The sequence below is a fragment of the Streptomyces sp. NBC_00536 genome, from assembly GCF_036346295.1.
In the GTDB taxonomy this organism is placed as follows: domain Bacteria; phylum Actinomycetota; class Actinomycetes; order Streptomycetales; family Streptomycetaceae; genus Streptomyces.
The window spans coordinates 1,842,246-1,865,848 of record NZ_CP107819.1; the positions used below are offsets into that span (position 1 = coordinate 1,842,246).

The 23,603-nt window shown below is 72.9% G+C and carries 17 protein-coding genes and 1 pseudogene; 9 read left to right on the forward strand and 9 right to left on the reverse strand.

Features of this window, described 5'->3' with window-relative positions; translation table 11 throughout:
* The first annotated feature begins 3 nt into the window (after nucleotides 1-3).
* The 4 genes from OHS33_RS07880 (at nucleotide 4) to OHS33_RS07895 (ending at nucleotide 7,198) form a co-directional block, all read left to right on the forward strand.
* Nucleotides 4-783, forward strand: a complete 780-nt coding sequence (locus tag OHS33_RS07880) for an aminoglycoside N(3)-acetyltransferase (protein ID WP_330334952.1) — start codon at nucleotides 4-6, stop codon at nucleotides 781-783.
* A gap of 80 nt (nucleotides 784-863) precedes the next feature.
* On the forward strand, nucleotides 864-2,249 hold the full coding sequence (locus OHS33_RS07885) for a TIR-like protein FxsC (RefSeq protein WP_330329656.1): 1,386 nt from the start codon (nucleotides 864-866) through the stop codon (nucleotides 2,247-2,249).
* A complete protein-coding gene (fxsT, locus tag OHS33_RS07890; RefSeq protein ID WP_330329657.1) occupies nucleotides 2,233-6,201 on the forward strand; it encodes an FxSxx-COOH system tetratricopeptide repeat protein in 3,969 nt (1,322 codons plus the stop codon). Before OHS33_RS07885 ends, fxsT begins: the two co-directional genes overlap by 17 nt.
* 88 nt (nucleotides 6,202-6,289) lie before the next feature.
* A complete protein-coding gene (locus OHS33_RS07895; RefSeq protein WP_330329658.1) occupies nucleotides 6,290-7,198 on the forward strand; it encodes a DUF4231 domain-containing protein in 909 nt (302 codons plus the stop codon).
* A gap of 48 nt (nucleotides 7,199-7,246) precedes the next feature.
* Here OHS33_RS07895 and OHS33_RS07900 read toward each other — a convergent pair whose 3' ends face one another.
* From OHS33_RS07900 to OHS33_RS07915, 4 genes are all read right to left on the reverse strand, one after another.
* Nucleotides 7,247-7,726, reverse strand: a complete 480-nt coding sequence (locus OHS33_RS07900; RefSeq protein WP_330329659.1) for a hypothetical protein — start codon at nucleotides 7,724-7,726, stop codon at nucleotides 7,247-7,249.
* A gap of 110 nt (nucleotides 7,727-7,836) precedes the next feature.
* Nucleotides 7,837-8,784: a S1 family peptidase gene (locus tag OHS33_RS07905; protein WP_330329660.1), complete on the reverse strand. Its 948-nt coding sequence runs from the start codon at nucleotides 8,782-8,784 to the stop codon at nucleotides 7,837-7,839.
* A gap of 88 nt (nucleotides 8,785-8,872) precedes the next feature.
* Nucleotides 8,873-9,697 carry a DUF1684 domain-containing protein gene (locus tag OHS33_RS07910; RefSeq protein ID WP_330329661.1) on the reverse strand — a complete coding sequence of 275 codons (825 nt, stop codon included), beginning with the start codon at nucleotides 9,695-9,697 and terminating at the stop codon, nucleotides 8,873-8,875.
* A gap of 85 nt (nucleotides 9,698-9,782) precedes the next feature.
* The gene (locus OHS33_RS07915; protein ID WP_330329662.1) at nucleotides 9,783-10,985 is read right to left on the reverse strand and encodes a DUF5685 family protein; all 1,203 of its coding nucleotides are present in this window, start codon (nucleotides 10,983-10,985) and stop codon (nucleotides 9,783-9,785) included.
* A 283-nt stretch (nucleotides 10,986-11,268) separates the two neighbouring features.
* Between OHS33_RS07915 and OHS33_RS07920 the strand changes: the two genes are divergently transcribed.
* Nucleotides 11,269-11,727, forward strand: coding sequence for a cell division protein SepF (locus OHS33_RS07920; protein WP_330329663.1), 459 nt, complete (start codon nucleotides 11,269-11,271; stop codon nucleotides 11,725-11,727).
* 9 nt (nucleotides 11,728-11,736) lie between these two features.
* On the opposite strand, the gene OHS33_RS07925 is transcribed toward OHS33_RS07920, so the two are convergent.
* Both OHS33_RS07925 and OHS33_RS07930 read right to left on the reverse strand, forming a co-directional pair.
* Nucleotides 11,737-12,921: an acyl-CoA dehydrogenase family protein gene (locus OHS33_RS07925; protein ID WP_330329664.1), complete on the reverse strand. Its 1,185-nt coding sequence runs from the start codon at nucleotides 12,919-12,921 to the stop codon at nucleotides 11,737-11,739.
* 300 nt (nucleotides 12,922-13,221) lie between these two features.
* A complete protein-coding gene (locus OHS33_RS07930) occupies nucleotides 13,222-14,847 on the reverse strand; it encodes an MFS transporter (RefSeq protein WP_330329665.1) in 1,626 nt (541 codons plus the stop codon).
* Nucleotides 14,848-15,198: 351 nt separating this feature from the next.
* On the opposite strand from OHS33_RS07930, the gene OHS33_RS07935 reads away from it, so the two are divergent.
* Nucleotides 15,199-16,302 (forward strand): hypothetical protein, encoded by a 1,104-nt coding sequence (locus OHS33_RS07935; RefSeq protein ID WP_330334953.1) that lies wholly within the window; start codon nucleotides 15,199-15,201, stop codon nucleotides 16,300-16,302.
* A gap of 253 nt (nucleotides 16,303-16,555) precedes the next feature.
* On the forward strand, nucleotides 16,556-17,620 hold the full coding sequence (locus OHS33_RS07940; protein WP_330329666.1) for a phosphatase PAP2 family protein: 1,065 nt from the start codon (nucleotides 16,556-16,558) through the stop codon (nucleotides 17,618-17,620).
* Between the two features lie 326 nt (nucleotides 17,621-17,946).
* On the opposite strand, the pseudogene OHS33_RS07945 reads toward OHS33_RS07940, so the two are convergent.
* Together OHS33_RS07945 and OHS33_RS07950 are read right to left on the reverse strand one after the other, a co-directional pair.
* Nucleotides 17,947-18,906, reverse strand: a pseudogene (locus OHS33_RS07945) (helix-turn-helix transcriptional regulator); the annotation flags it as partial.
* A 358-nt stretch (nucleotides 18,907-19,264) separates the two neighbouring features.
* On the reverse strand, nucleotides 19,265-20,095 hold the full coding sequence (locus tag OHS33_RS07950; RefSeq protein WP_330329667.1) for a transglycosylase family protein: 831 nt from the start codon (nucleotides 20,093-20,095) through the stop codon (nucleotides 19,265-19,267).
* 324 nt (nucleotides 20,096-20,419) lie between these two features.
* Here OHS33_RS07950 and OHS33_RS07955 point away from each other — a divergent pair, with 324 nt between their 5' ends.
* A complete protein-coding gene (locus tag OHS33_RS07955; protein ID WP_330329668.1) occupies nucleotides 20,420-21,235 on the forward strand; it encodes a hypothetical protein in 816 nt (271 codons plus the stop codon).
* Nucleotides 21,236-21,630: 395 nt separating this feature from the next.
* On the forward strand, nucleotides 21,631-22,083 hold the full coding sequence (locus OHS33_RS07960; protein ID WP_330329669.1) for a hypothetical protein: 453 nt from the start codon (nucleotides 21,631-21,633) through the stop codon (nucleotides 22,081-22,083).
* Between the two features lie 25 nt (nucleotides 22,084-22,108).
* Here OHS33_RS07960 and der read toward each other — a convergent pair whose 3' ends face one another.
* Nucleotides 22,109-23,575 carry a ribosome biogenesis GTPase Der gene (der, locus tag OHS33_RS07965; RefSeq protein ID WP_330329670.1) on the reverse strand — a complete coding sequence of 489 codons (1,467 nt, stop codon included), beginning with the start codon at nucleotides 23,573-23,575 and terminating at the stop codon, nucleotides 22,109-22,111.
* Nucleotides 23,576-23,603: the final 28 nt, after the last annotated feature.

The window sequence follows — 23,603 nt, forward strand, 5'->3', positions numbered from 1 at the left end:
CCGCTGGATGCGCCCGCGCTCGCCGCGCGGCTGCGCCTGCTCGGGGTGCGGTCCGGGGCGCGGCTGCTGGTGCACGCCTCGCTGGGCGGCACCGGTCTGCGCGCCGAGCGGCTGCTGGAGGCGCTGCGGGAGGTGCTCGGCCCCCGGGGCACCCTGGTGGTGCCCGCCTTCACCCCGGCCAACTCCCTCACCTCCAGGGCCCATCTGGCCCGCACCGCGGGCATGGGCGAGTCCGAGGCGGCGGCGTTCCGGGAGCGGATGCCCGCCTTCGATCCGGCGCGCACCCCGAGCGAGGGCATGGGCGTCTTCGCGGAGGCGGTGCGCACGGCGCCCGGGGCGGTGCGCAGCGGTCACCCGCAGACCTCTTTCGCGGTGCTGGGCGGGGAGGCCGGACGGTTCGCCGCCGGTCACCCGCTGACCTCCCATGTGGGGGAGGATTCGCCGCTGGGAACGCTGTGCCGGGAGGGGGGCCAGGTACTCATGATCAATGTGGGATTTGCCGTCTGCACTGCTTTCCATCTCGCGGAGTATCGAATTCCGAAGCCCCCCTTGCGCATGTACGCGTGTGTGGTGAAGGTGAACCTTCCGGGGCGGCGGCAGGGGGAGGAGTGGACGGCATACGAGGACGTCGCGCTCGACGACAGTGATTTCGCGGAGATCGGCCGGGCCTTTCCCCCGTCCAAGGTGCGCGAGGGGCGGCTGGGGGGCGCGTCGGCCATGATCTTCGGGATTCCTGATGCCGTCGATCACGCCGTTACCTGGATGACCGAAAACAGACGCTGATTGACTGAACCATGAGGCGATGTGGCGAAGCAGCTCCGGAATGATGTTTCTTCGCTCCACATCTTCGGGACGGGGGTCGTGTGCCCGCATCAGTGCAGCCGTACTTTTTTCTCAGTTATGCGCATACGCCGAGGTTCGGGGCCGGGGGGCCCGACCCCGACATGTGGGTGGAGCGGCTTTTCCGTGACCTCTCCAGCCATGTCATGGCGCTCACTGATCTGCCCGCCGGATCCGACGCCGGATTCATGGACCGGGAGATACGCAGCGGCGAGGGCTGGTCGGAACGGCTCGGCACGGCACTGGCCACCTGCCGGGTCTTCGTCCCGCTGTTCTCGCCGCGCTACTTCGCCAGCGAGATGTGCGGAAAGGAATGGTTCGCCTTCGCGCACCGCACCATCCAGCGGACCGCCGTCAGCGGCGAGCCCGCCGAGGCCATCGTGCCCGCGCTGTGGGTCCCCGTGCCGCCCGCGCAGCTGCCCGGCCCCGCCGAGCGGCTCCAGTTCAACCACAACACCTTCGGCGAGCGCTACGTCACCGACGGGCTCTACGGCCTGATCAAACTCCGCGGCTACGCCGAGCAGTACGAACGGGCCGTCTACGAACTGGCCAAGCGCATCGTGCGGGTCGCCGAGTCCGTGCGCCTCGACATCAGCCGGCCCATGGACTACCGGGTGGTGCCCAGCGCGTTCGGCAGTCCCGGGGCCGCGGGCGGCCCCGGCAACTCGGCCCGCAGCCTGCACGTCACCGTCGCCGCCGCCACCCGGCACGACCTCCCGGAGGGCCGCAGCCCCGAGTACTACGGGGACACCGCGCTGGACTGGAACCCGTACCACCCGGTCGCCCAGCGGCCCGTGGCCTACGTCGCCGAGGACCTGGTGCGCTCCCTCAACTACCAGACCACCCTGGCCTCCTTCGACGACGAGGCCGGACACTTCGACACCAAGCAGCCGCCGACCCGCCCCGAGATCCTGATCGTCGACCGCTGGGCCGTCGCCGACGACCTGCGCCGCCAGCGCCTGGCCGCCTTCGACCAGGACCCGCGGCCCTGGGTGAGCGTGGTCGTGCCGTGGAACCGGTACGACCACCAGAGCCGCGCCAGGGAAACCGAGTTGACCGATCAGCTCGAAGACACGATGCCCGTGAAGATGAGCCAGGGCCGGATCGCCTGCCGGGCCGCCGCCAACGGGGTGGCCAACATGGAGACCCTCGGGCAGATCCTGCCGCAGGTGGTCGAGGCGGCCGCCCAGCAGTTCCTCAGACACGCCCAGGTCTATCCGCCCGCGGGCGGGACGCACACCGAACGGCCCCGGCTGCTCGGGCCGATGGGCATGAACGGGCCACCGGCCGCGCCGCCCGCGCCGTTCCCGCCCGACACCGAAGAGCACCAGGCCCGCACCACCGGGCCGCACCCGGACGCCGACGGACCGACCAACCAAGCGGGGGACGCGGATGACAGCCAGTCGTGACGGACGGATCGTCACCTTCTACTCGTACAAGGGCGGCACCGGCCGCACCATGGCGCTGGCCAACACCGCCTGGATCCTCGCCGCCAACGGCAAGCGGGTCCTCGCCGTGGACTGGGACCTGGAGGCCCCGGGCCTGCACCGCTTCTTCCACCCGTTCCTGGACCCCTCCACGCTCGGGGCCACCACCGGGATCATCGACCTGATCAGCGAGTACGCGTGGGCCGCCACCAGCCCGGCGCAGCGCTCCGACGACTGGCACAAGGACTACGCGCGGATCCAGCCGCACGCCGTCTCCCTCACGCCCGAGACCCTCGGCTGGGAGTTCCCCGACGGCGGCACCCTCGACTTCGTCTCCGCGGGCCGGCAGAACCGCGAGTACTCGGCCACCGTCTCCACCTTCGACTGGGACAACTTCTACGACCGGCTCGGCGGCGGCCACTTCTTCGACGCCCTGCGCGACGACATGAAGCGCAACTACGACTACGTCCTGATCGACAGCCGGACCGGGCTCAGCGACATCGCCGACATCTGCACGGTCCACCTGCCCGACGTGCTGGTGGACTGCTTCACCCTCTCCGACCAGTCCATCGACGGCGCCGCCTCCGTCGCCCGGCAGATCGACGAGCGGTTCAACGACCGCGGCATCAAGATCTACCCGGTCCCGATGCGCATCGACGAGGGCGAGAAGGAGAAGGCCGACGCGGGCCGCGCACTGGCCCGGATCAAGTTCGACCGCTTCCCCAGCGGACTGGGCGGCGACGAACTCACCGCCTACTGGGGCGCGGTGGAGATCCCCTACCGGCCCTACTACGCCTACGAGGAGACCCTGGCCACCTTCGGCGACGAGGCCGGGCTCACCAACTCCCTGCTCTCCGCCTTCGAACGGCTCACCACCGTGGTCACCGAAGGCGAGATCACCTCCATGCCCGCCATCGGCGAGGAGGTCCGGCTGCGGATCCGCGACGCCTTCACCCGCCGCCGCCCCGCCCTGCCCGCCGACCTGTTCCTGTCCTACGTCGCCGAGAACCGGATGTGGGCCGACTGGATCGAATCGGTCCTCACCCGGGCCGGGTTCCGGGTCGTGCCCAAGGACGTCTCCGCCGAGCGCCCGCCCACCGCCACCCCCGGGGACACCCTCGGCGGCTCGGGGCTCAGCATCGACACGGCCGCCCGGACCGTGGTGCTGCTCTCCAGCGCCTACCTCAAGTCCGCCCGGGCCGTGGACGTCTGGGAGCGGGCCGCCGCCGAGGACCCGACCGGCGGGCGGCGCCAGCTGGTGCCGCTGCGCGTGGGCGACGTACGCCTGAGCACCCCGTACATCGACCGCAATCCGGTGGACCTCTTCCGCCTCGACGAGGTGCACGCCACCACCGCCCTGCTGCGCGCGGTGGAACGGCCGGCGCCCCTCAACGACGGGATGAGCAGCGCCACGGCGCCCGGGCCGCGCTTCCCGGGGACCGTTCCGAAGATCTGGAACGCACCGCCGCGCAACCCCGGCTTCACCGGGCGCTCCATCGTGCTGGAGCGGATGCGCGACCAGCTCGGCGGGGGCATGGCGGTGGTCCTGCCGCAGCCGCAGACCCTGTACGGGCTGGGCGGGGTGGGCAAGACGCAGGTCGCGCTGGAGTACGTCCACCGGTTCATGGCGGACTACGACCTGGTGTGGTGGATCTCCTCCGAGCAGACGGACGACGTGGTCGCGGCCCTCGCGGAGCTGGCCGTCCGGCTCGGCGCGCAGACCGGCGAGGACATGTCGGCCGCCTCGCAGGAGGCGATCGACCTGCTGCGGCGCGGGGTGCCCTCCTCGCGCTGGCTGCTCGTCTTCGACAACGCGGACGATCCCGAGGCCCTCAAGCGGTTCTTCCCGCCGGGCGGCCCCGGGCACGTGCTGGTGACCTCCCGCAACCAGAGCTGGTCGCAGTACGGGGACGCGCTGCCGGTCGACGTGTTCCTGCGCGAGGAGTCCATCGAGCACCTCCAGCGGCGGGCTCCCGGGCTCACCAAGGACGATGCCGAACAGGTCGCGATCGCGGTCGGCGACCTGCCGCTCGCGGTCGAGCAGGCCGGTGCGTGGATCGCGGAGACCGCGACGCCCGTCTCCGCCTATCTGGAGCAGCTCGCCCAGCAGGCGGCCCGGGTGCTGGCGCTCAACCAGCCGCCCGGCTACCCGGAGCCGGTCGCGGCCACCTGGAACGTCTCCATAGAACGGCTGCAGAGCCGCTCCCCCGCCGCGGTGCGGCTGCTCCAGCTCTGCGCCTTCTTCGCGCCCGAGCCGATCTCGGCGAACCTGCTCTACAGCAAGGAGATGATCGACGCCCTCAAGCCGTACGACTCCTCGCTCCAGGAGAAGCTGGTACTGGGCCGGGTGATCCGGGAGATCGGCCGGTTCGCGATGGCCAAGGTCGACCAGGTCAGCAACAGCATCCAGGTGCACCGCCTGGTCCAGGCCGTGATCCGGGCGCAGTTGACCGAGGAGGAGCAGCGCGAGGCCCGGCACGCCGTGCACCGGATCCTGGCGGGTGCCCGGCCGGACGACGACGAGCCGATAGACAACCCGGCGACCTGGCCGCGGTTCAACACCATCTGGCCGCACCTGACCCCGTCCGAGGCCCGGTACTGCAAGGAGCCGGAGACCCGGCGGCTGCTGATCGACCGGGTCCGCTACCTGTGGAAGCGCGGTGACTTCAAGGCGGCGTACCAGCTCGGCGAGGAGCTGCGCGAGACCTGGAAGGAGACCCTGGGCGGCGACGACCTCCAGTACCTGTACCTGCGCTTCCACCTGTCCAACATCCTGCGCTCGCAGGGGCGGTTCGTGGAGGCCAAGGAGCTGGACGAGGTCACCCTGGAGCGCCAGCGCACGGCGCTGGGCCCCTCGCACCCGCACACCTACATGACCACCAGCGGCCTGGCGATGGACCTGGGCACCCTCGGCCGGTACGGCGAGGCGATGGAGCTGGCGACGGCCGCGCACGAGGGCTTCAGCCAGATCTTCCACGAGTCGCACCCGCGGACCCTGGCGGCCGCGAACAACCTGGCGCTGAACCTGCGCATGGTCGGGCAGTACGCCCGGGCCCGCGAGATCGACCAGGAGGTCTTCGACCGGCGCACCGAGGTGCTCGGCCCGGACCACCCGTACACCCTGTCCTCGGCCCAGAGCCTGGCCCGCGACCTGCGGGAGGTCGGCCGCTACGACGACTCGGTGCAGCTGCTGAGCCGGACGTACGAGATCTACAAGCGGCAACTGGGGCGCGCCTTCCCGGGCACCCTCGCCGCCGCCAAGTCCCTCGCCGTCTCGCTGCGCCGGGCGGGCGAGCTGGAGGACGCGCGGCGGCTGACCACCGCCACCCGCAACCGCTACCGGGCCAAGTACACCTCGGTCAACCCGGACCTGCTGGCCTGCGAACTGAACCTGGCCGCCGACATGTTCGCCATCGGAGACGCGGCGGGGGCGCGGGACCTGGCGCAGGAGGTCGTCGACGAGTACATGAAGGTGCCGGGCGAGCGGCACCCGTACACCCTGGCCGCGCTGAACAACCTCGCGGTGTTCCACTGGGGTTCGGGGGCGGCGGAGACGGCCGAGACCATGCTGCGCCAGGTGATCCGGCACATGCGCGAGGTCCTCGGCGACAACCACCCGCACACGATCTTCGCGCACCTGAACCTGGCGAACACCCTGGCCGACCTGGGCGATCCGGAGGGCGCGCTGGAACTGGAGCGGATGGCGGTGATGCGGCTGCGCGAGGCGCTCGGCGCGCACCACCCCGAAACCCTGGCGAGCGCCTCCAACATGGCGGTCAGCCTCGATTCGATGGGCCGCAAGGAGGAAGCCACGCGGGTCCGCACGGAGGCGGTGAACGAGCTGACCAGGCTCCTGGGCGAGGAACACGGCCTGACCCGCTACGCACGCGACGAGCGCCGGGTCCACCGCGACCTGGAGCCGCTGGCGGTGTGACCGCCCGCGGGCGGGGCGGCGGCCGGGGACCGGGCAGGTCCCGGCGGCCGCCCCGCGCACCACTGGACAGCAGACTGGGGGGTTCGCTGTGAACGACAGCACGACCTTTCGAAACGAAGACCTGCCGGCCCTCTTCCACCACACCGACCAGGCGGCGATCTCCCGGCAGCGGGAGTCCACTCAGGCCACCCGCGCCCAGTTGCTGCTGCTCGTGACGGCCGCGGCGGCCGGGGCGCTGCCGTCCTCGGCCCGCGTCGGGTCGCTGCACGTGTTCGGGATGCTGAGCGCGCTGGCGTACGCGGGGGTGCTCGGCGTGGGGGTACGGGCCACCCGGCGCCGGGCCCGCCCGCAGTGGCAGCTCAACCGCAGCGCGGCGGAGTTCATCAAGTCGCTGGCCTGGCGGTACGCCGTCCACGGGGCGCCGTTCGGCAGCGAGGTGCCCGATGCCCCGCAGGTGTACGGGACCCGGCTGGAGGCGGGTCTGGACGAGTTGCGCAAGATGGGCTGGGAGGATCCGCGCACGGCCGGGATGGTGCCGGCGGGCGGGGAGATCACCGGGGCCATGCACCGGCTGCGGGGGCTCGGCTACCAGGTGCGGCGCGAGACGTACGTCAGGGACCGGCTGATCGAGCAGCGCAAGTGGTACCAGCGCAAGACGGAGGTGTCGCGGCGGGCCACCGCCGTGTGGTCGTGGTCGATCGTGCTCCTGACCTGTGCGGCGCTGCTGTTCGCGCTGCTGGGGGCCTTCGGCTCGGGTCCGGGCACGCGGCTGACCGGACTGCTGAGCGCCGCCGCGGCGGCCGGGATCGCCTGGAACGAGGTGCGCCGCCACCATCCGCTGATCGAGGCGCACACGCTGATCGAGCAGGACCTGTCCGCGATGATGGTGGTGATGCAGACGACGATCACGGAGTCGCAGTGGCCGTCCGCGGTCTATGAGACCGAGCGGTACGTCTCCCCGCAGCACACGGACTGGCTGGCCCGCCACAGCAGTTGAGGCGGACGTCGGGAGGGGCGTCGTACGGCGGCCGGACTCAGTCCCGTCTCAGTCCCGTACGACGCCCGCCCGCCACAGGACGGTGACCGGCTTGCCGAGCGAGCGGGCGTAGGCGACGATCTCGGCCGTGCCGCCGTGCCCGCGGGCCGGGAGGCCGTCCCAGACGGCGACGAGCCGGTCGCAGCTGTCGGCGATGAAGGTGCCCGCCGCGTAGTACGCCTCGTCCGTGGAGCGGGCGAAGTCCAGCCTGATCTCCTGGGTGGCCAGCCGGCGCAGCCGGTGGTACCCGGCGAGCGGCGCGCCGCCGCCGAAGGTGGCCTCGTAGTCCGCGCTGGGGATCACCACGGTGAGGTCGGCCCCGCACTGGAGCGCGATGTCGGCGAAGAGCTGGTCTGCTCCCTCCGCGAGGCTGGACAGCGCCTCCAGCGGGCCGTCGTGGCCGTCGAGGACGGCCCGCAGCCCGTCCTCGACGTGGGCGAGCACCTCGCCGGGAAGGGACCGGTGGCCGGTCACTCCGATGCGTTTCATGCACGCGCCTCCCCGTGGCAGCCGGACACCCTGGACATCCTCCCAGAAGGCGGGGGGACGTCCAGGGTGCGAGCGGGGGCGCACGCGGAGCGGGCCGCGGGCGGTGTCCGTCAGTAGACGCTGACCCCGTAGGCCGCCAGGGCCTCGGTCACCGGCTGGAAGAACGTGGTGCCGCCGCTGGAGCAGTTGCCGCTGCCGCCGGAGGTCAGGCCGATGGCCTTGGTCCCGGAGTAGAGCGGGCCGCCGCTGTCGCCGGGCTCGGCGCAGACGTTGGTGCGGATCAGGCCGGAGACGATGTCGCCGTTGCCGTAGTTGACGGTGGCGTTGAGGGCCTGCACCGTGCCGCTGTGGATGCCGGTGGTGGAGCCGCGCCGGGTCACGGACATGCCGACGGTGGCGTTGGCGGCGCTGGTGATGTCCTGGCTGCCGACGGTGCCCGCGTGGGCCAGCGAGGTGTTGTCGTAGCGGACCAGGCCGTAGTCGTTGCCGGGGAAGCTGGATCCGACGGTCGCGCCGATCGTGGTGGTGTGCGCGGTGCTCGTCCACCAGGTGCCCGCGCCGTCGGTGCAGTGCCCGGCGGTGAGCATGTAGTACGTGGTTCCGCTGCGGACGTTGAAGCCGAGCGAGCAGCGCCAGCCGGAGGCGTAGATCGCGTCGCCGCCCGAGATCAGCTTGCTCAGCTTGCCGGAGGTGCGCTCGACGCGCAGGGCCCCGGCGTCGGCCCCGGCCTCGTGCTTGATTCTGGCGAGGTCGGTGGCCGAGACGGTGGAGTCGGCGGTCACCACGAGGGTGCCGGTGGCGGGGTCGGTGTACCAGGCGGTGCCCGCGACGTCGGCGCGCTGCACCGAGGCGCCGACGGCGGCGAGCCGGTCGGCGCTCAGGCCACCGGAGCCCGCGGCACTGTCGGAGCTGGCGCTGGCCGTCGCGGGGACGGTGAAGGCGGCGACGGCGGCGAGTCCCGCCGCGAGCGCCGCGAGCCGGGTGCGGGCGCGGGAGCGTCCGCGGGTGGAGGTGGATGTGGGGGTGTGGGGGGTGTGGGGGATGTGCTTGAAGCTCATTTCTCGTCCTCCCGGAGGGAATCGGGGCGCGGCGGACGCGTGGGCCTGGCCGTGCACCTGACAAGCACTGACCGGGAGTGTGGTGGCGTCAGATACCGGTAGCAAGGGCTGATTTCAGCCGCCGTTCGCCTGCCGCGACCTCGAACGGCAGGGTGTTCCCGGGCGGCGGGAAGGGACAGATGAAGTGGTCCGCGAAGGCGCAGGGCGGCAGCAGCGCCCGGTTGAGGTCGACCGCGACCGAGCCGTCGGCGGCCGGCGTGCCGGGCCGCAGGAACCGGAAGCGGTAGCTGCTCCGGCCACTGGTGGCATCGCCGAAGACCGCCCACAGACTGCCGTCGTCCTCGTCCACGGCGACCTGGAGGGTGTGCGGGACGCCCTGGAACGCGAAGGCCAGCTCGCCGCCGAGGCCGAGGCCGCGGGTGCGCCCGTCGGCGTTCTCGACCTGTACGGTCCGGTCCTCGCCGTACGCGCGGAAGCGGCCCGGGAGCGCGTACGCCGGGTCGTACGGGGTGGCTTCGACCGTCTCGAAGGCGCCGCGGGCCGGGGAGTCCGGGTCGTGGACGCGGACCGCCCAGGCCCCTTCGCGCCGGATCACCGCGAGCCGTACGGCGGCCGCCGCGATCCGGGAGCCGGAGACCGGGCCGTCGTCGGCGGCGAGCACCGCCTCCCCCGCGAAGGGCTCGCCGTCGAGGGTGAGCCCGTCCGCGGGGGCGGCGGTGAGGACGACTCCGCCGTCCGTCTCGCGCCACACCCCGGGAACGTCCGGAATTCGACCCTCCGGGTAATCGGCGAGCCAGTGGGTGCCGGTGAGGGCCAGCGGGCCGTAGGGGGCGGACACCGTGTCCACCCGGTGGGCGTGCCAGCGCTTCCAGGCGGCGGGGGCGTCGGCCGTATCGGCAGTGTCGGTAACCATATGCGGTCACATTTCCACACCGGCACCCCGTACCGAGGCCACCGGCGTCGCAAGGTACGCCGTACGGACCTGCCCTGACGCGACCTCAGCAGCCGCAGTCGCACCCGCAGTCACAGCAGTCGCACCCATCGCAGCAACCGCCGTCACAGCCGCACCCGTCGCAGCCGCCGCAGTCACAGTCGCAGTCGTCGCACCACGCGTCCCGCTTCTTCCGGGACCAGGGCCCTTCGAAGTCGGTGCAGCACAGCTGGCAGGTGCAGAACAGGCCTATGGACACCGCGCAGCCCGCGAGCAGGCCGCGGCGCGGCTTCTGCGGCGGCGGCGGAGCGCCGAAGCCGCCGCCCCCGTGCCCCGGGTCCCAGGAGGGCGGCGCCGTACCGAACCCCTGCTCCGGGCCGTGACCGGCGGAGGCGGTGCCCGTGTGCCCGCAGGAGCTCATGCCGAAGGCGCGGTCCACCGAGGTGCGCAGCTCGTGGACCAGCAGCCGGTGCGCGAGCCCCGCGTCCACGAACTCGGCCTCCCGCAGCGCCAGCCGGATCCCGTGCAGCGCGTCGTCGCACAGCCGCCGGGCCTCGCTGAGCGGGGTCCCGGTGGCCGTCAGCGGGTTCCAGGCCCCCGCCGCGGCGTCCGCGGCCTGATCCTCGACCGCGTCCAGCAGGTGCGCGAGCCGCCCGAAGTACCGGCCCGCCTCGGCGAGCGCGGGGGCGTTGCCGGGCCGCCCGGCCAAGGTCGCGGTATGCGCGAAGGCGGCGGCCGTGGCGGTCTCGGTCGGCTCGGTCACCCGCAGCACCGGCGTGCCCGGTCCGGCCAGCGCCTCGATGCCGCCCTGGCGGTCCACCGCGTCCACGAGCACCGCGGTGTCGAAGCCGAGGGAGGCCCCGGTGCGGGCTCCGGCCCGGTCCCAGCGCCGGGCCACGGTGCGCGCGGCGGCGGCCAGCGGAGCGCGTGCCAACAGGCCGTCCCGGTCGGCCACGTGGTCCCGTACCTTCGCCGAGGCGAGCACCAGGGAGACGGCCGCGGCGAGCCGCGCGCCCTCGCCGTTGGCCACCGGAGCGGTGCGCATCCCGCGCAGTGGACAGGGGCCCGCCGTGCGCCGTGCGCCCGGGGCCGGCCCGGACTGAGCCTCCGTCAGAACGGAGACGAGCAGCCCGTCGTAGTTGGTGACGACCCTCGCGAACTGTCCGTGGTCCCCACGAAGTGCCAGGCACAGGCCGCAGAGATGGGCCATCCATTCCGTTTTGAACCGGTCTCCGAGCCGGTGCGTGCAGGGTCTGACAATGCCGAACAAGTGGTTCCCCCGTGGTGTCAAGCGCGTGCGTGCGGGGCATCGTATCGAGCCGGGCCCTTCACCCGTACGTCCCCTGCGGTCACCCGGACGGATGCAGCGGTCGTATTTTCACTCAGTCAGCAGCGGTAAGCGCCGGGAACCTTGGCCGCGCACCGGATGTTCTGCACCAGTACCGTCACGAAACCCCTGCGCGGCGACTATCCACTTGGCGCGTTGTCAGCATCATGGTCGACCATAGGGACGCGGAGAGAAGACAGACAGACCCCGGTGAAAGGAGGCGTCCATGGGTTCGGTACGCAAGGCGAGTGCCTGGCTGGGTCTCGTTGAGGACAGCAGCGACGAGCGTTACTACGACGACGAGTACGCGGAGGCCGCGGCGCAGAGCAACCACACGGGCGGTGTCGAGCGCGAGCAGTGGGTCACCGACCCGCGGGTCAAGGTGGCGTCCGAGTCGGCCGTCGAGCAGGGCCGGCGGATCGCCACGGTGACCCCCGACGGCTTCCGCGACGCGCGGGGCATCGGCGAGCTGTTCCGCGAGGGCGTGCCCGTCATCGTGAACCTGTCGTCGATGGACCCGGGCGACGCGAAGCGCGTGGTCGACTTCGCGGCCGGCCTGACCTTCGGCCTGCGCGGCTCGATCGAGCGGGTGGCGACCAGAGTCTTCCTGCTGACCCCGGCCGACACCCAGATCGTCAGCGGCGAGCCCGGTGGGCGCACGCGCGACTTCTTCAACCAGAGCTGAGGGGGGCGCTCACCGGAAGGCGTCGAGGCCGGTGAGTGCCTTGCCCAGGACCAGCTGGTGCATCTCGACGGTGCCCTCGTAGGTGAGCACCGATTCGAGGTTCGTGGCGTGCCGCATGACGGGGTACTCCAGGGAGATCCCGTTCGCGCCGAGGATCGTCCGCGCGGTGCGGCAGATGTCGATCGCCTCGCGGACGTTGTTGAGCTTGCCGAAGCTGATCTGCTCCGGCCGCAGGGTGCCCGCGTCCATGCGGCGGCCCAGGTGGTGGGCGAGCAGGATGCCCTTGTGCAGTTCCAGGGCCATGTCCGCGAGCTTGGCCTGGGTGAGCTGGAAGCCGCCGATCGGCTTCCCGAACTGCTCGCGCGTCTTCGCGTAACCGAGCGCGGACTCGAAGCTGGCGCGCGCCGCGCCCATGGATCCCCAGATGATCCCGTACCGCGCGTGACTGAGGCAGCCCAGCGGCCCCTTGAGCCCGGTCACCTCCGGAAGCACCGCGTCCGCGGGCAGCCGTACGTCGTCCATGACCAGCTCGCTGGTCACCGAGGCGCGCAGCGACCACTTGTGCTTGATCTCGGGCGCGGAGAAGCCCGCACTGTCCGTCGGAACGACGAACCCCCGGATCCCCTCTTCGGTCTGCGCCCACACCACGGCGACGGCCGCGACGCTGCCGTTGGTGATCCACATCTTGCGGCCGTTCAGCACCCAGTCGGTGCCGTCACGCTTGGCGTGGGTCCTCATGGCAGCAGGGTCCGAGCCCACGTCGGGCTCGGTCAGCCCGAAGCAGCCGATCAGCTCACCGGCCGCCATCCCGGGCAGCCAGCGCTGCTTCTGCTCCTCGGAGCCGTACTTCCAGATCGCGTACATGGCGAGCGAACCCTGTACGGAGACGAGGGAGCGGATCCCTGAGTCGGCGGCCTCCAGCTCCAGGCAGGCCAGCCCGTACTGGACGGCGCTGGCGCCCGCGCAGCCGTACCCGGTCAGGGACATCCCGAGCGCGCCGATGGCCCCCAGCTCCCGGGCCAGCTCCCGGATCCCGGGCAGCTCGCCGCTCTCGTACCACTCGGCGACGTACGGCAGCACGCGGTCGGCCGCCCAGTCCCGGACGGTGTCCCGGACCGCGAGGTCCTCGGGGCCGAGCAGCTCGTCGAGCCCGAGGGGGTCGGTGGGGACGAAGGGGGTTTTCGACGCGGACACGAGGGCCTCCCGGCGGGCCTGAGGACGAAACCTAGCGCTGCAAGTTAGCCACCGTTCACCCCCCGGGTCCACCCCCACCCCCGTGACCCCGCCCTCAATCGCCGGGCGGGCTGAGGTGTGCCCTCAATCGCCGGGCGGGCTGGTGTTGCCTCCGGCGGGCCCTCAAACGCCGGGCAGGCTGAAATTGCCCACCCCAAGCCCCGCCGGCGTTTGAGGCGCGGGGTCCGGGGCGGAGCCCCGGGGAACGGTGGAAGGGCGGGGAGGGGCAGGCCCCGCGCAGCGGAACCCCCCGGCCCGGGGTCAGGAGGAGCGTCGGGCGGCGGGACCCGCGACCGGGTCCGGGCAGGGGCCCGACTGCCCGGGGATCCGTACCGGCTCGGCGGGACCCGGCTCGGCCTCCAGCCCCCGCGGCAGCTTCAACGCCATCGCCGCCCCCGCGAGCAACAGCACCGCACTCACCCCGAGCGTCACGTGCAGCCCGTGCACAAAGGAGTGCCGGGCGGCGGAGTAGAGCGACTCCCCCGCGGGCCCGCCCAGGCGCCGCGCGATCTGATACGCCTCGCCGAGCGAATGCGCGGCCCGCCCCGAATCGGCCGCCGAAACCCCCGGCACCTCCCGCAGCCCCGGCATGTACGCCGCGTTCATGACGCTGCCGAGCAGCGCGATGCCCATGCCCGCACCGAGCTGGTAGGAGGTCTCGCCGATGGCCGCCGCACCCCCCGCCTTGCTGGCCGGAGCCTCGCTCAGCATGGACTCGTACGCCCCGAAGAGCGTGGTCTGGAGTCCGAAGCCCAGCAGCACGAAGCCGAAGGTGAGCAGCCAGGGCCGGTCGTCCAGGCCCATCAGCGTGAGCAGCAGCACGGCGCACGCGGTGAGGGTGAAGCCGAGCGAGACCATCGTGCGCGGGCCGACCCGCTGGAGGGTGTACGAGCCGGTGGCGCCCGCCGCCATCGCCGCGAAGGTGAGCGGCAGCAGCCGCAGACCGGTCTGCAGCGGGGTCAGGTGCAGCACGAGCTGGAGGTACTGGACGGCGATCAGTTCGAGGCCGACCAGCGCCAGCATGGCGAGCACGATGCAGGCCACGGAGGTGGTGAAGGCGGCGCGGGAGAACATCCCGATGTCGACGAGGGGGTGCTTGCGCCGCTTCTGGCGGCGTACGAACAGCACCAGCAGCACCGCGCCGATCAGCAGCGGCGCCAGCGCCCCGGCTTCGAGGAAGGTCCGGTCGGCGCCCGCGCGCTTGACCCCGAACACCGTGGCGAGCACGCCCCCGGCGGCCATGAGCGCGCCGAGCACGTCCCACGGCCCGCCGCCCGTCCCCTTGGACTCGGGCAGCAGCCAGCGGCCCAGCGGCAGGATGAGCGCCATCAGCGGGATGTTGATGAGGAAGACGGAGCCCCACCAGAAGTGCTGGACGAGGAAGCCGCCGATGACGGGACCGCCGGCCGCGCCCACGGCGGCGACCGCGGTCCAGATGCCGATGGCGAGGGCCCGCTCGCGGCGGTCGGGGAAGACGGTGCGCAGGATCGACAGGGTGGCGGGCATGATCATCGCACCGCCGGTGCCGAGCAGGGCGCGCGCGGCGATGAGCAGCTGGGCGTTGTCGGCGAGGGCGGCGATCGCGGAGGCGAGGCCGAAGAGCCCGTAGCCGAGCAGCAGGATCCGGCGGCGGCCGACCCGGTCGCCGAGCGTGCCGAAGAGGATCAGCAGCGAGGCGCAGACCAGGGGGTAGGCGTCGACGATCCACAGCAGCTCGACCGCGCCGGGGCGCAGGTCCTCGGTGACCGAGGGGACGGCCACGTGCAGGATCGTCGAGTCGAGCGCGACGAGGAGCAGGCTGACGCAGAGGACGGCCAGTACGGCCCAGCGGTTGGCGCCGCCCGCGAGCGCGCCGAGCCGCTGCCGGAGGGTGTTCGTCCCCGACATGCATCTACCTCCCAGGTGATCCCTCGCCTCGGCGGACCAGCGTCCGACGGCCACGGATGGCGGCGTCCCACGGGGTCCGGCATCGACGCGCGAGTGAACGGACAGCGTACGCGAGTTCGAGCCATCGCTCACGTGGCCAAGCTCTCATCCCGGTCACGGTCTTTCCGGTGCGGTGCACCCTCGCCCAGCGCCCTCCTTCCCCCTCCGCCACCGGGGTACGCGCCAGGTCACGGGCCGTGGTCCGCTCCGCGGGCCCCGATAATCGTTCCCGTGAACGATCACGCTCCGCCCGCCCCGACCGCGCCGCCGCACCCCGGGAACCGGCCTCCGGGCCGCTTCCCGGCCACCGCCCTGCGCCGGGCCGCGCCCGCGCTCGCCGCCTTCGCCGCGGTCCGGGCGCTGGGCCTGCTCGCGCTCTGGGTGTGGGGGCTGGCGGCGGGCAGCAGCGCGCACACGCTGCTCTCCGCCCGCTGGGACTCCCTCTGGTACGCGCGGGTCGCGGCCGAGGGGTACGGGTACGAGGTGGTGCTCGCGAACGGCGACGTCCACTCGAACCTGGCGTTCTTCCCGCTGCTGCCGTGGCTGGAGCGGGCGGTGGCGGCGCCGACCGGGCTGGCGTACGGGGACGCGGGCCTGGTGGTGGCGTGGACCGCGTCCCTGGCCGCGGCCTGGGGGATCTTCGCGGTCGCCGACCTCTTGTACGGGCGCCGGGCCGGGGTGGCGGCCGTGGCGCTCTGGGCCGCGCTGCCGGTCGGGATCGTGCAGTCCATGGCCTACAGCGAGGCCCTCTTCACGGCGCTGGCCGCCTGGGCGCTGTACGGGGTGCTGCGCGGCCACTGGCTCTGGGCGGGCGCGCTGGCCGCGCTGGCGGGGCTGACCCGGCCGGTCGGGGCCGCGGTGGTCGCGGCGGTCTGGGTGGCGGCCGTACTGGCCTGGCGGCGCGGGGAGCGCTCGTGGCGGACGGCGGCCGGGGTGGCGCTGGCCCCGCTGGGGGCGGCGGCGTACGTGCTGTGGGTCGGCGCGCGGACCGGCGGCGGCCTGTTCGGGTACCTGGACGTGCAGGGCGGCTGGGGCAACGGCTTCGACGGGGGCTGGGCCTTCGCCCGTTTCATCGCGGGCCGGCTCGGCTCGGCCGCCGTCCCCGGGGTCCTGGCCGGGGCGGGGCTGATCGCGGGGGTCGCGCTGGTGCTGTGGCTGTGCGTGCTGTGCGTACGGCAGCGGCAGCCCGTGGCGCTGCTGGTCTACGGCGGGATCGTGGTGGCCCTGGCCCTGTGCGCCTCGGGGTACTTCGGGTCCAAGCCGCGGCTGCTGCTGCCCGCCTTCCCGCTGCTGCTGCCGGTCGCGGTGGCCCTGGCGCGGCGGCGGCCCGGGCGGGCGGTGGCGGCCCTGGGGGCGCTGGCGCTGGTCTCGGCGGTGTACGGCGCCTGGTGGCTGAACGGGTCGGGGCCGCCGTAACGGGCCCGCCGCAACGGAAGGGGGAATTCCGATCCATGTTTGTGCAAAGGAATTGAGCCCGCCCCCATAAAATCTCGATAAGTGTGTCACCTTATTCAGGACACAGGTGGATCACGCTCCGGCCACCGCCCCACGGGACATTGCCGCATTCCGGGGAATAAAGTCCCGAACGAGACCAACTCCACATCACATGGTCATCACAAAGCCCGGGATTCGACCGGGCGGCCCATCGGCGCGCGGTAACGTCGATTGGGTGCGTACTGACCAAATTTTCACCCGTCTGGAGCGGGTGTTCGCCCGCCTTGACCGGGAACCCGAACGACCGGCTCATCTGCAAGTGCCGCAGATGAGCCGGCACCGTGTCGTGCTCTTCGGCGCGACGCTCGTGTTCTACCTGGCGATCGTGATCGGTGTACTGACCACCTCGTGGCTGGTGCGGCTCGACTGGCAGCTCATGTTCTTCCGGCCGTACGAGCAGTGGCCGCAGGTGCACGCCTTCCTCGACTACCTCGTGGTCCTGGGCCAGCGCGGCCCCACTTCGATGATGGTCATGGCCTGGCTCGGCTGGCGCTGCTGGCGCCAGCACACCCTGCGCCCGCTGATCACCCTCGGCGTGGCGCTGCTCGCGCTGAACGTCACCGTGGGCTCGGTGAAGCTGGGCCTCGGCCGCCTCGGGCCGCACTACGCGACCCAGATCGGCTCCGCCGAGATGTTCGGCGGCGGCGATATATTTCCTTCCGGCCACACCGCCAATGCCGTCGTGACCTGGGGGATCCTGGCCTACCTGGCCTCCACCGGAGTCACCCGGCGGGTGCTGTCGACGGCCTCCGCGATCGTCGCGCTCAGCGTCGGCGCCACCACCGTCTACCTCGGTACGCACTGGGTCAGCGATGTGCTGCTCGGCTGGGCCGCCGGCCTGCTGGTGCTGCTGGCCCTGCCCTGGTTCGAGCCCTTCATCGCCCGGGCCGAAGCCTTCATCATGGAACAGCGCGTGGCCTGGCGCCTGCGCCGCCAGAGCGGCGGGAGCGCCGTCCCGGTGCCGACCGTTCCGCTGTCCACGCAGGCCAAGGTGTTCGTCCAGCGGGCGGCCGAGGCACTGCCCGTGGCCGAGGAGGTCACCCCGGTGCCCGCCGGCGCGGGCGCCGCCGCCGGTCACGCCACCGCGGCCCGTACGGCCGCGCCGCACGTGGGCGCCCGGCCGCACGTCATCCGCTCCGAACGGACCCCGGTGACCCCGGTCGGCAGCCGTCGGCCGCCGCACACCGACCGCGACCGGACCGGCCGCAACCCGGCGGCCCGCCCCGTGACCGGAGGCTGACCTTCCCCCCAGGCGGGGACCCGGTACGCACGCCCGACCCCGCCTCCGCCCCGCCACACGGGCGTCTCCACGCTCCACCCGACTGCCGCGAGCCGGATCATCCTCCGGACCGCGGCAGTCGTGCGTCAGCCACACGCCCAGGTGTTCGTCCAAACCGGGTCACGCTTGTGTCACGGATTGCCGACAGCCGCCGCGCGTCCCGACTTCCTCCGGGCAATTGTTTACCGGCTCGCGAGGCGCCCTCCGCGAACCCGCATTGCAATTCCTGCCCGAAGCCCCGGAATTCCCGTGTCCGCATTGTCTGACACCCCTTCACCCCTTCACCCTTTCTCCACCGCACGCGCGAGCAGGTCCCGCGCCGCCCGGATCCGGTCCGTCAGCTCCGGCGGCTCCACCACCTCGAACTCGCACCCGAGCAGCAGGAGGTGAATCACCAGCACGTCCGGACTGACCGCCCCGGTGCGCAGCAGGCAGCTGTGCGCGTCCAGCGGCTCCAGCACGCCGTCCGACGGGCCGACCGTGCGCGCCGCCTCCTCGGCCGACACCCGCAGCCGCACCACGGCGCGGGCCGCGTACACCCGCTGGGACACGCCCTCCGAGACGTACGCCGCCAAGTCCTCGGCGGGTGGCGGGCGCGGGGTGAACCGGGGGCCGTGCGGGGGCCTCGGCTCGATCCGGTCGGCGCGGAAGGTGCGCCAGGCGGCGCGCTCCAGGTCCCAGGCGACCAGGTACCAGCGGCGCTCGGTGCACACCAGCCGGTGCGGCTCCACGGTGCGGCGGGTGCTCGCGCCCACGTGGTCGCGGTAGGCGAAGCGCAGCCGCTCGCCGTCCCGGCACAGGGCCGCCAGTTCCGCCAGCACGGAGGGGTCCACGGCGGGGCCCCCGGGGCCGCGCAGCATCGGCACGGTGAAGTCGTTGAGGGCCGAGACCCGGCGCCGCAGCCGTGCCGGAAGCACCTGCTCCAGCTTGGCCAGGGCGCGTACGGAGGCCTCCCCGATCCCCTCGACACCGTTCCCGGCGGCGGTCCGCAGCCCGACCACGACGGCCACCGCCTCGTCGTCGTCGAGCAGCAGCGGGGGCAGCTCGGCACCGGCGCCGAGCTGGTAGCCGCCGCCGGTGCCGGGGCTGGCGTTGACGGGATACCCCAGCTCCCGGAGCCGCTCCACGTCCCGCCGGACGGTCCGGGGCGTCACCCCGAGCCGCTCCGCCAGCCCGGCCCCGGTCCACTCCCGGTGCGCCTGGAGCAGCGACAACAGACGCAACAACCGTGCGGAAGTCTCCACCATCCCCCGAGTCTCCCAGCCCACGGCTCCGCCCTCCCCCGCCCCATGCCCTCAATCGCCGGGCGGGCTGGATTGTCCCCGGCCATGCCGTCCATCGCCGCACACGCCGGTCGCGCCTCCGGCGGGCCCTCAAACGCCGGGCAGGCTGAATTTGCCCTCCGGGCTCGCGCCGACGCACGAGGCCCGCCACCCCCAGCTCTCGCCCACGCACGGGGCCCGCCACCCCCAGCTTGCGCCGACGCACGGGGCCCGCCACCCCCAGCCCCGCCGGCGTTTGAGGCGCCGCCGGAGGCAAGGGCAGCCTGGCCGGCGATTGAGGGCTCCACCGGGGCGCGCCCCCGGCTGCCCGGCGTCCGGGGCGTCAGTGGGCCGGGGCCTTCGGCTCCGCTGGGGCCGGGGTCGGCGCGGGAACCAGGACCGGGGTCGATGTCGGACTCGGACTCGGGACCGGACTCGGGACCGGACTCGGGACCGGAGCAGGGGGCCGGGCCGGGACCGGGACGGGGGTCGGAGTCGGAGTCGGAGTCGGTGTCGGAGTCGGAGTCGGAGTCGGAGTCGGGGCAGGGGGCCGGGCCGGCGCCGCGGGTGGGACGGGGGCCGGGGCGGGGCCCGGGAGGAGTAGGAGGGTGCCTACCGGGAGGGAGTCGGGGTGGGGGCCGAGGGCGGGCCGGTTCGCTTCATACAGCGCCCGCCACCCACCCGGCACACGATGCCGACGGGCAATCGAGTCGAGCGAATCCCCGGCCCGCACCACATGCATCCGCCCCGCCAGCCCGTACCGCTTCGAGCAGACCGGCCACGCCTCCCACCCCTGCGTCCCCAGCAGGTCCTCCGCCACGCGGATCTGCGCCTCCCGCGCCGCCAGGTCCGCGCGCGGCGCGTAGCCGAGCCCGCCGTGTTCCTCCCAGGTCGGCTGCCAGAACTGGAGCCCGCCGTAGAAACCGTTGCCGGTGTTGACGCTCCAGCGGCCGCCGCTCTCGCAGTCGGCGACGCAGTCCCAGGGCCACTGGCCACCGGGCCCGCAGTCCCCGGGCCCCTTCCCGATCACCCCCGGCGCGCCGACGGCGGAGACCCCGCCGGGCCCGGGCGCGGGCGGTGGGGGCGCCGAGGCGTACCCGCGCGACGCCGCCGACGGGACGAACACCAGCACGGCGGCCACCAGCACGGCCGCCCGGATCCGGTAGGTGGGCATCGGCTCACGCTAGGCGGCCCCGCCGACGCCCCCGCCCCGCCACGCGGCCGCCCCCCTGCCGCCACCCGGAAGGCCGATGCGTCCCGCTCTCCCGAATCGCGCATTCCACGCCGCCAACTGGGCACAAAACGAAAAGAGTTGGCATGAATACAAAGCTCCGTTCACCCCGTTCACTCGTCCGGGGGTCAGGTTCGAATCCGTTCCCTCATCCGGCGTGACCCCGGCCACCGCTCCCCCGTTGATCCCGGCGAGCCGGGAACCGCCCGGTCCCGCACGCCGAGACGGAACGGCCCACCGGTCCGTCGTAGTCCGAGGAGTCACTCCGTGCCGCGCATGCTCGAGGTCAGTGATGACGTACGCGCCGAGATCGGCGACGAAGAAGCCAACCGGCTGCTCGCCGGTGACCAGGCCCCGAGCAGTTACGACTGCACCTCGTGCCGTACCCCGGGAGACTCGGAGCGCGAACAGACCAGCACCGTGCTGTTCGTCGGCGAGGAGACGGCGGTGCTCGCCTTCGCCCACGCCCTGTGCATCCCCTCCCAGGTGGTGAACGTCTCGGAGGCCCAGCTCCAGGGCGCCGTCCGCAGCATCACCGGCAACGACCCGGCCGCCGAGGCGCCGCACGACTCCTTCGCCGACCCCGAGGTCCCGCAGGCCGTGCCCGGCGGCCAGGCCGTCCTCGGCATCACCAGCGGGCTGGTCCTGATCGGCGGCGAGCTGCACCCCGCCCTGGTGGTCGAGCCGACCGCGCCGATCGCCCGGCCCGGCACCGACGGCCCCGGCGACGACTTCCTGCCGCTCCTCATCGAGCAGGGCTTCATTCCGGTCAGCGACACCTCCGCGCTGCCCTCGCAGCTGCCCGGCTGGTCGGTGCTGCTCGCGGCGGGCCTGCTGCACGCGGTGCTCCAGCCCGGCATCGACGGCGGCGCCCCCACCTCCTGGTGGCAGGCCCACAAGGCGCTCTCCGTCACGGACGGCTGGCGCGCCGCCGTCAACAAGAACCAGCGCGTGCTCGTCTACGCCGCCCCCGTCGGCTCGATCGGCCAGCAGCCCCGCGAGGACCTGCTGCGCGACGCGCTCGACAAGGCGGCGGCGGGCGGGAAGCTCGTGGCGGCCTCCATGCCGCTCGCGGGCACCTGAGTCTTAGGGGGTGTCTTGTGGATCACGCCGGGCTCGCGGCGTCTGGTGCCGCGCCTCGCCGCGTTGTCGTCGGTCGCCAATGCTCCGCATTGACTCCCTCCTCCGCCTTGCGATGCACGGCACCAGACGCCGCTCCCTGATCCGGCCTGATCCACAAGACACCCCCTAACCCCCACCCCCACCGGACTGCCGTCGTCCGGTCCCGGCCCCGGATCCGTCCGGGGCGGGGCCGCGCGGTGGCGTGCGCCGGGGGTGCGCGGTCCGTCCCGCACACCCCCGGCGATCTGCGATTTCTCCCCGGCGCCCCGCATCCGCAGGGCGCCGGTTTCGTTGGCAGATACGTGCATTCATACGATCCCTCCCGCGCCCCGTCCTATCCGAGCACCGTTCCCCCGATGCGCCCCGCATGGACGCGGGAGGGGGCGCACGCCGCGGCGCACACCGTCTCGCACACCCCGATCTTCGACGCGCTGTACTCGGAGTACCTGCGCTCCTTCCGGGCCCTGCCGGGCGACCGCAGCGGCGAGGAGGACCTCGGGTTCACGGCCTTCGGGGCGGGCCCGGCCGGTCACGGCGGCGCGCTGGCCACCACCGGGTACCCGGGCCCGTACAACAGCGGGCAGACCAGCACCAGCGGCTGGAACGGCTCCGCGTGGCAGACCGACCCGTGGCAGGCCTCGTACGCCCCGCAGCCCGCGTACGTCCCCCAGCCCTCCTACGCCGCCCAGGGCGCGCACGGTTACGCCACCGCGGGCACCGCCTCCGGACACGCGAACGGGCGGCAGCACCAGACCGGGATGCAGCACATCCCGGCGGCCCTGCCGCCCGCTCCGCGCCGGGGCTACTGACCCCCGGCGGACCGTCCGGTCACCGTTACTTCTTGGCCTTGCTCTTGTTGAAGCCGCGCTTCTCGCGCACCCGCACCGAGATGTGGATCGGGGTGCCCTCGAAGCCGAACTCCTCGCGCAGGCGGCGCTCGATGAAGCGGCGGTAGCCGTGCTCCAGGAAGCCGGAGGCGAAGAGCACGAACCGCGGCGGCTTGGTGCCCGCCTGGGTGCCGAAGAGGATGCGGGGCTGCTTGCCGCCGCGCACCGGGTGCGGGTGGGAGGCGACGATCTCGCCGAGGAACGCGTTCAGGCGGCCCGTCGGGACGCGCGTCTCCCAGCCCGCGAGGGCGGTCTCGATCGCCGGGACCAGCTTCTCCATGTGGCGGCCGGTGAGGGCGGAGACGTTGACGCGGGGGGCCCAGGCCACCTGCTGCATCTCGGTCTCGATCTCGCGCTCGAGGTAGTAGCGGCGCTCCTCGTCCAGCTCGTCCCACTTGTTGTAGGCGATGACGATGGCGCGGCCGGACTCGACGGCCATGGTGATGATGCGCTGGTCCTGGACGCTGATCGACTCGGTGGTGTCGATCAGGATGACCGCGACCTCCGCCTTCTCGACGGCGGCGGCGGTGCGCAGGGAGGCGTAGTAGTCGGCGCCCTGCTGCAGGTGGACCTTCTTGCGGATGCCCGCGGTGTCCACGAACTTCCAGGTGATGCCGCCGAGCACGATCAGCTCGTCGACCGGGTCGCGGGTGGTGCCGGCCAGCTCGTTGACGACGACGCGGTCCTCCCTCGCGACCTTGTTCAGCAGCGAGGACTTGCCGACGTTCGGGCGGCCGATGAGCGCGATCCGGCGCGGGCCGCCGGGGGCGGCGGCGCCGAAGGTCTGCGGCGGGGCCTCGGGGAGCGCCTCCAGGACGGCGTCGAGCATGTCGCCCGTACCGCGGCCGTGCAGCGAGGAGACCGGGTGCGGCATGCCGAGGCCGAGCGACCACAGGGCGCTCGCGTCGGCTTCGCCGCTCTGGCCGTCCACCTTGTTGGCGCAGAGCACGACGGGCTTGCCCGCCTTGCGCAGCAGCCGGACGACGGCCTCGTCGGTGTCGGTGGCGCCGACCTTGGCGTCCACGACGAAGACGACCGCGTCGGCGGTCTCGATCGCGTACTCGGCCTGGGCGGCGACGGACGCGTCGATGCCGAGGACGTCCTGCTCCCAGCCGCCGGTGTCCATGACCTTGAAGCGGCGGCCGGCCCATTCGGCGTCGTACGAGACGCGGTCGCGGGTGACGCCCGGCTTGTCCTCGACCACCGCTTCGCGGCGGCCGATGATGCGGTTCACCAGGGTCGACTTGCCGACGTTCGGGCGGCCGACGACGGCGAGGACGGGAAGCGGGCCTGCGCCGGCCTCCTCGATCGCGCCTTCGACGTCCTCGATGTCGAAGCCTTCTTCCGCGGCGAGCTCCATGAACTCCGCGTACTCGGCATCTCCGAGTGCTCCGTGGTCGTGCTGGTCGTTCATGAAGTCCGTTCCTCGTCGTTCGTGGTGA

Excerpts from the sequence above, each read along its gene's own strand:
- fxsT (WP_330329657.1), top strand. The coding sequence starts at position 2,233 with ATGACAGCCAGTCGTGACGGACGGATCGTCACCTTCTACTCGTACAAG.
- OHS33_RS07900 (WP_330329659.1), bottom strand. The coding sequence starts at position 7,726 with ATGAAACGCATCGGAGTGACCGGCCACCGGTCCCTTCCCGGCGAGGTG.
- OHS33_RS07905 (WP_330329660.1), bottom strand. The coding sequence starts at position 8,784 with ATGAGCTTCAAGCACATCCCCCACACCCCCCACACCCCCACATCCACC.
- OHS33_RS07910 (WP_330329661.1), bottom strand. The coding sequence starts at position 9,697 with ATGGTTACCGACACTGCCGATACGGCCGACGCCCCCGCCGCCTGGAAG.
- OHS33_RS07920 (WP_330329663.1), top strand. The coding sequence starts at position 11,269 with ATGGGTTCGGTACGCAAGGCGAGTGCCTGGCTGGGTCTCGTTGAGGAC.
- OHS33_RS07930 (WP_330329665.1), bottom strand. The coding sequence starts at position 14,847 with ATGTCGGGGACGAACACCCTCCGGCAGCGGCTCGGCGCGCTCGCGGGC.
- OHS33_RS07950 (WP_330329667.1), bottom strand. The coding sequence starts at position 20,095 with ATGCCCACCTACCGGATCCGGGCGGCCGTGCTGGTGGCCGCCGTGCTG.
- OHS33_RS07960 (WP_330329669.1), top strand. The coding sequence starts at position 21,631 with ATGCGCCCCGCATGGACGCGGGAGGGGGCGCACGCCGCGGCGCACACC.
- der (WP_330329670.1), bottom strand. The coding sequence starts at position 23,575 with ATGAACGACCAGCACGACCACGGAGCACTCGGAGATGCCGAGTACGCG.